Below are 6,000 nucleotides of genomic sequence, written 5' to 3'. Positions count from 1 at the left end.
GGGGAAGGTGTGGTTGGAAGAGCAGCGGGCCGAGTGGCAGGCGCAGGCGCAGGAGCGTGAGCGGGTGGTACAGGAGCAAAAGGCGTGGCTGGAAGAGCAGCAGGCGTGGATTGGCGAGTTGGAGAAAGGCAAGGCGTGGCTGGAAGAGCAGCGGGTAGCGTGGCAGGCGCAGGCCGAGCACTGGCAGGCGCAGGCACGCCATTGGCAGAGTAGTCCATGGGGACGGCTGGGCCTGGGGTTGAAACTGGTGAATCCTGCTCAGGAATTGTCAGACAAAGAGAGCAAGCCTGATGATTGATCCAAATAAGCACGAAGTCAATTAAATGGCACTCGATATGCGTATTCTCCAGGTGGTGCACGGCTATCCGCCCCAGAAGTGGGGTGGGGTAGAACTGCTCACCGCAAGCCTGACTCGGGCGCTTGCGGAGCGGGGCCATCAGGTGACTGTCTTTGCCCGGATGGCCGACTCCGCGGCCGAGGAATTCTCGGTGCGAGACGATGAGCTTGACGCAGACGAGCCCGAAGTGCGTGTGGTGCGCGTTGTCAACAATCTGAGCCATGTCTCACATTTCCGCCTGGAGTACAACAACCCGTTTCTCGACGAGGCATTCCACCGAGTCCTGACCGAAGCCCGGCCCGACATCGTGCATATTCAGCATCTCGGGAATCTGTCCGGCAGCCTGATCCAGGTTCCGGCCCAGCTTGGCTATCCGGTTGTCCTCAGCCTGCACGATTTCTTTTTTGCCTGTTCCCGTCACTATCTGATAGACAACCACGCCCGGCTGTGTCCGGGGCCAGACCGGGGTGAGCGCTGTATAGCCTGCTTGGAGTCGATGACGAGCGCGGATGAGGCGCGCCGGCGTTTCGCCTATTTTGAGCAACTTCTTCATATTCCGCAGCGGGTGATTGTTCCGTCCCGGTTTCTGGCCGACAGAATGCGGGAGATTTTCCCCGTGCTGGAGTCGCGTCTTCACGTTGTTGCCCCCGGTATCGTTCCCGGCCGACAGCTCGAACGAGAAGAACGGAACACCCGGCAGCCGCATCCGCTCCGGGTGTTATGCATTGGCATGCTCGCGCCGTATAAAGGCCCGCATGTACTCATCAAAGCAGTGCAAGGGCTCCCGGTCGGAAGCGTTGCAGTATCCCTGTATGGTGGCCGCCTGGCCGTCTGGAACGCGTATGCCGATCAGTTGGAGGCAGACGCGGCAGACCTGCCCATCCGTTTTTGTGGACCCTATGCACATGATGAATTGAGCGCCATTCTGGCCCGGCACGACGTGCTGGTCGTCCCCAGCATATGCGAGGAAACCTTTTCCCTGGTTACGCGGGAGGCGCTTCAGGCCGGTCTGCCGGTCATTGCCGCCAAGCGTGGGGCATTACCCGAAGCCATTCGGGACGGAGTGAACGGCCTGCTGTTTGACCCCGAGAACGCCGACGACCTGCGGCGCTGCCTGGAGCGACTGCAAACCGACACCCGGTTGCGCGAACAGCTCACGCCAGCCTCAACGCCAATCCGAGACCCGCAGGCATACGCTCAGGATATGGAGGCCGTGTATGAGGCCGTGCGGGACAAATCGACGGAAGAAAGCCCTCACCCTGGCCCCCTCCCAGCGGGAGAGGGGAGGCCAAAATGGACAACGACACGAGCGGTGAGCGTATGTCTCCCTACATATAACGGTGCGAATTACCTTGAAGGGGCGCTGCGCAGCGTTCTGAACCAGACTTATCAGGATTTTGAACTCCTGATTGTTGATGACGGCTCAACCGACGCCACGCTCGATATCGTCCAGTCATTTTCTGACCCGAGAATACAGTTGTACCGGAACCCGGAACGGCTGGGCATCCCGGCCAATTGGAACCGCTGCCTTGAACTCGCCGGTGGAGAGTTCGTGTGTGTCTTTCACCAGGACGATGTCATGCTCCCTGAAAATGTAGAGCGCAAAGTCCAGCTTCTGAGCGCGGATGAAACGGTCGGCTTTGTCCATTCTGCGGTGGAAACGCTGGTCGATGCCTCAGCCCCAAGCCCTTTTGCAGACTGGATTGAGGACGCGACCGAAGACATGGTGTTCGATGGGGTGGAGTATTTTCGGACCTTACTCCTCAATGGCAACCGGGTGTGCGCACCTACCGTCTTGGCCCGGCGTCGCCCCCTGCTCGAACAGGGCGGATTTGACCAGAACCTGGGCTTTGCCTGTGATTATGCAATGTGGCTCCGGCTGTGCCTGACGTATCGGGTTGGCTTTCTGGTGTGTCCCCTGGTCCGCCATCGCTGGCATGGCGGCAACGCTTCGCACGCCTACCAATTCGAGCGCGGGGTGGATGAAATCACCAAAGCCGCTCGCCGCGGCCTCCTGCTATACCATAACCGGGGACTGCACTCCGACGGCCCAGTTCTTGACGACGCATTGACCGCCCTCGATTCGCTGCGTCATTGGGCTGTGGAACTCCAACGCGGAAAAATCTGGCTGGAAGGTCAACTGGCCGGTTGGCGGAATGTTGCCGAGACCCAGAACGACGTGATTTGTGAACTCAAGGGCTGGATAGAAGAACTCGAAACAGGTAAGGCGTGGCTGGAAGAGCAGGGGCGTGAGCAACAGGCGTGGATTGGCGAGTTGGAGCGGGGCAAGGCATGGCTGGAAGAGCAGCGGGCGGCCTGGCAGGCGCAGGCCGAGCATTGGCAGGCGCAGACACGTCAGTGGCAAAGCAGTATGTGGGGACGGCTGGGCTTGGTGTTGAAAATCGTGAATCCCGCTCAGAAATTGCCAGACAAAGAGAGCAAGCCTGATGATTGATCCAGACAAGCCTGATTACGTGAATACGCCGGCCTCGGACCGCCGCCCGGCCTATAACTATGCTCCGGCCGGTCCGGCCGCCCCGCCGACGGCGAGCATTGTGACGCCGTTCTACAACACCGGGACGATTTTTCATGAGACGGCACGGTCGGTCTTCCGCCAGTCCTTCCAGCAGTGGGAATGGCTGATCGCCAACGACGGCTCGACCCGGCCCGAGGCGCTGGCGGTTCTGGACGAATACCGCCGCCGCGACGATCCCCGGATTCGGGTGATCGACCTGCCGACCAATCAGGGGCCGAGTGCGGCGCGAAACCGCGCCTTTCAAGAAGCCCGCGCGTCGTATGTCGTCCAACTCGACAGCGATAACCTGCTTGAGCCGACCGCCATAGAGAAATGGCTGTGGTTCCTAGAGTCGCATCCGGAATACGCCTTCGTTAAAGGCTACTCGGTGGGCTTTGATGCCCGGGAGTATTTGTGGCGGCAGGGCTTCCACAACAATGAGGTCTTCCTCGAATCGAATCTGGTAGATATCACCGGCGCGCTGCGTCGCAGCGTGCATCAGGCGGTCGGCGGCTATGATGAAACGATTCGGGGCGGACTCGAAGACTGGGACTTCTGGCTGCGCTGCGCCAGTCGGGATTATTGGGGGACAACGCTGCCGGAGTATCTCGACTGGTACCGGCGGCGAGCGAATCACAATGAGCGCTGGGATAATTGGGATGGAGGGAAACGCGAGGCTGCGTTTCGGAAAAAACTCCGTCAGCGCTATCCGCGTCTCTGGGAGGATTTCCCCGCTCCCCAAGCCGCGCCGCTTGTGCCGTATGAGGCCGTCTCCGACACGTTGCCGTGGGAGAATCGACTCCACAAGGAGAAGCCGCGTCTGTTACTGATGGTGCCGTGGCTGGCCATGGGCGGATCGGACAAGTTCAATCTTGATCTGCTTGGCCAACTCGTCCGGAGAGGTTGGGAAGTGACCATAGCGACTACGCTCAGCGGCGATCATCCGTGGGCGGCCCAATTTGCCCGCTGTACGCCTGATATTTTTATCTTGTCCCATTTTCTTCGACCTGCGGATTATCCGCGCTTTTTGCGCTATCTGATACAGAGCCGAGAGATCGATGCCGTGCTCACCTCGCATAGCGAGTTCGGCTACCACATCCTGCCCTATCTGCGAGCGCATTTTCCAAAGCTCCCCTTGCTTGATTTTTGTCATATTGAGGAGGAGGCGTGGAAGAATGGCGGCTATCCGCAGATGTCGGTCACCTACCAGGAAACGCTTGACCGCAGCTTGGTTTCGTCGGAACATCTGAGAGCCTGGATGGCAGGGCGGGGCGCGGACCCGGCCGCTATCCAGGTGTGTTATACGAATATCGACTCCGACTATTGGCGGCCCGACTCCGAGCAGGGCCGGCGTGCTCGTCAGCAATATGATATTGCCGCCTCAACACCGTTGATTGTGTTTGTTGGGCGTCTATGTGTCCAGAAACAACCGAAAGTCCTGGCACAGACAGCGCTCCGTCTCACCCAAACCAACGCTGATTTCGTGCTTATGGTTGCCGGCGATGGGCCGGATTTTGATTGGCTCAAAACCTTTATCCACAAGAACAGGCTGGGGCGACGGGTCCGCTTGCTTGGGGCACTGCCCAATGACGATATTCGGGATCTTCTTGCTGCTGCGGATATCTTCTTTCTCCCCTCCGAATGGGAAGGCATAGCGCTCTCGGTCTACGAAGCTATGGCCTGCGGGGTGCCGGTTGTCGGAGCAGATGTGAGCGGGCAGGCCGAACTGGTCACACCTGAATGCGGGGTGCTGATTGGTCGTGGATCGGAAGAAGACGAAGCCCGGCAGTATGCGACTGTCCTGGCCCGACTGCTGGACGAGCCGGAACAACGGAAGCGTATGGGTCAGCAGGGGCGCCAGCGTATTCAAGACTACTTCCGACTTGAGCACATGACCGATAGAGTCCTCGCCGCATATGAAGCGGCGCGACAGGAACGGGAAGCGGCAGCGGCGCTGGTTCCTGGCGTTGGTCTCGGTCGCGCCTGTGCAACGCAAGCGGTGGAATACTTACGGATCACAACCGTGACGGACTGGCTCTGGCAAGAACGGGAGCAGAGAGTTGCACGAACGGCGGGTGCCGGAACGAGCTTGATTCCCGCCCATCTCGTCTCCACGTATGACCATTCCTGGCGGACGGTGTTGTATTTTTCGGTCCGTCGGATGTTCTTGCCGTTGTATACCGCCCTGCTTAAGACGAAACGTCCGTGGCTATTATCCCTGAAAAATCGTCTCAAACGGCGTTTACTGCGCGAGGGAGCCCCATGAGGGATGTACGGGATACCTATATCAGTCAGGTTGTGGCTGAAAAATCGTTCGCCGATGTTGGCGGGCTGTGGGGGACGACCAATGAGAAGGTCTCCGTTGCCCATATGCACGGTGCGCGCACGCTGACCATGATTGATGTCTCGCCCGAGGACAGTGAGTTGTGGACCCTGTTTGAACAGCGACGGCGCACGCTACGGCTTCCGACTGTGGAGTGTGTGAGCGCAGACATTCTGACCTTGGTAGAGGCAGATCCCCGACCGCAGTTTGACGTGGTGCACTGCTCGGGGGTGCTGTATCACATGCCTGAGCCAATGCGGTTTTTACGCGCCTTACGTAAAATAACCCGCGAAGCCCTCGTCCTCACCTCAGCCGTCACGGCGACTCGGGTCGAAGGAGCAAAAGGGATTCTTGAGCTTCCCGCTGCGGCCATGCTGTGTATCCCGGCCTTGCAAGGACGTGAGCGTGAGATTGTGCAATCGTATTGGCGGGGCGTTGTCGGAGACGGGGCGTTCGGCCTCACACGGGAGGTGGTGGGGTGGAGCTTCGAAGATTTCGGCCCCTGGTGGTGGCTACCGACGGCTGAGGCACTCAGAGCCATGTGCGAAGTGGCCGGGTTTCAGCACGAAGACGGAGCGCCGAATTGGAATGGTAATGCGTACACGTTGCGGCTGTCGGTCCGGTAAAACACACGTGACAGGAGTATGACTGTGTTAGTGTTCTGTATGGAAACCGTCTGGCGTTTTTATGCTCGGCCCTGGCTCTTCCCTCTCAGGTACGCCGCCCGGCGAGGAAGCGTGTTTCCGTACGTCTTCTTTTTCCTGATTCTTGTTGGCGCGTCTGTATGCCACTCTGAGACGCCTCTTCCGACTGGCCAGAGCGCTC

The 6,000-nt window shown here is 59.3% G+C and carries 4 protein-coding genes; all 4 read left to right on the top strand.

Going from position 1 to position 6,000, the window contains the following annotated elements; all coding sequences use genetic code 11:
* The coding region (locus J4F42_07490) for a hypothetical protein (protein ID MCE2485340.1) at positions 1-298 on the top strand (298 nt) is incomplete at its 5' end.
* A 25-nt stretch (positions 299-323) separates the two neighbouring features.
* Positions 324-2,792: a glycosyltransferase gene (locus tag J4F42_07485; GenBank protein ID MCE2485339.1), complete on the top strand. Its 2,469-nt coding sequence runs from the start codon at positions 324-326 to the stop codon at positions 2,790-2,792.
* Positions 2,785-5,118 (top strand): glycosyltransferase, encoded by a 2,334-nt coding sequence (locus J4F42_07480; GenBank protein ID MCE2485338.1) that lies wholly within the window; start codon positions 2,785-2,787, stop codon positions 5,116-5,118. The genes J4F42_07485 and J4F42_07480 overlap by 8 nt, the downstream gene beginning before the upstream one ends.
* The gene (locus tag J4F42_07475) at positions 5,115-5,801 is read left to right on the top strand and encodes a class I SAM-dependent methyltransferase (GenBank protein ID MCE2485337.1); all 687 of its coding nucleotides are present in this window, start codon (positions 5,115-5,117) and stop codon (positions 5,799-5,801) included. The genes J4F42_07480 and J4F42_07475 overlap by 4 nt, the downstream gene beginning before the upstream one ends.
* Positions 5,802-6,000 lie beyond the last annotated feature (199 nt).

It is taken from the genome of Desulfurellaceae bacterium, assembly GCA_021296095.1.
Classification (GTDB): Bacteria; Desulfobacterota; Binatia; order Bin18; family Bin18; genus JAAXHF01.
Note: the sequence above shows the minus strand (reverse complement) of the source record. Positions and strands in the feature narration are given on the sequence as shown.

Bases quoted from the DNA above. Each gene is read 5' to 3' on its own strand.
- J4F42_07475 (MCE2485337.1), top strand. From the start codon at position 5,115: ATGAGGGATGTACGGGATACCTATATCAGTCAGGTTGTGGCTGAAAAA.
- J4F42_07485 (MCE2485339.1), top strand. From the start codon at position 324: ATGGCACTCGATATGCGTATTCTCCAGGTGGTGCACGGCTATCCGCCC.
- J4F42_07480 (MCE2485338.1), top strand. From the start codon at position 2,785: ATGATTGATCCAGACAAGCCTGATTACGTGAATACGCCGGCCTCGGAC.